The sequence below is a fragment of the Bacteroides caecigallinarum genome (assembly GCF_016902295.1).
GTDB lineage: Bacteria > Bacteroidota > Bacteroidia > Bacteroidales > Bacteroidaceae > Phocaeicola > Phocaeicola caecigallinarum_A.
On the sequence record NZ_JACJLQ010000226.1, the window covers coordinates 1 to 221 of the forward strand.

The following is a 221-nucleotide window of genomic DNA, read 5'->3' on the forward strand; positions in this document are numbered from 1 at the left end:
GTGGGGGACCTTCCTCTCAGAACCCCTATCCATCGTCGGCTAGGTGGGCCGTTACCCCGCCTACTACCTAATGGAACGCATCCCCATCGTTTACCGATAAATCTTTAATGGTATTACCATGCAATCTTACCATACCATCGGGTATTAATCTTTCTTTCGAAAGGCTATCCCCGAGTAAACGGAAGGTTGGATACGCGTTACTCACCCGTGCGCCGGTCGCC

General features: G+C 51.6%; 1 rRNA gene. It reads right to left on the bottom strand.

Annotated elements, in window-relative coordinates:
• Window positions 1-221: ribosomal RNA gene (locus H6A27_RS14915) — 16S ribosomal RNA — on the bottom strand; the annotation flags it as partial.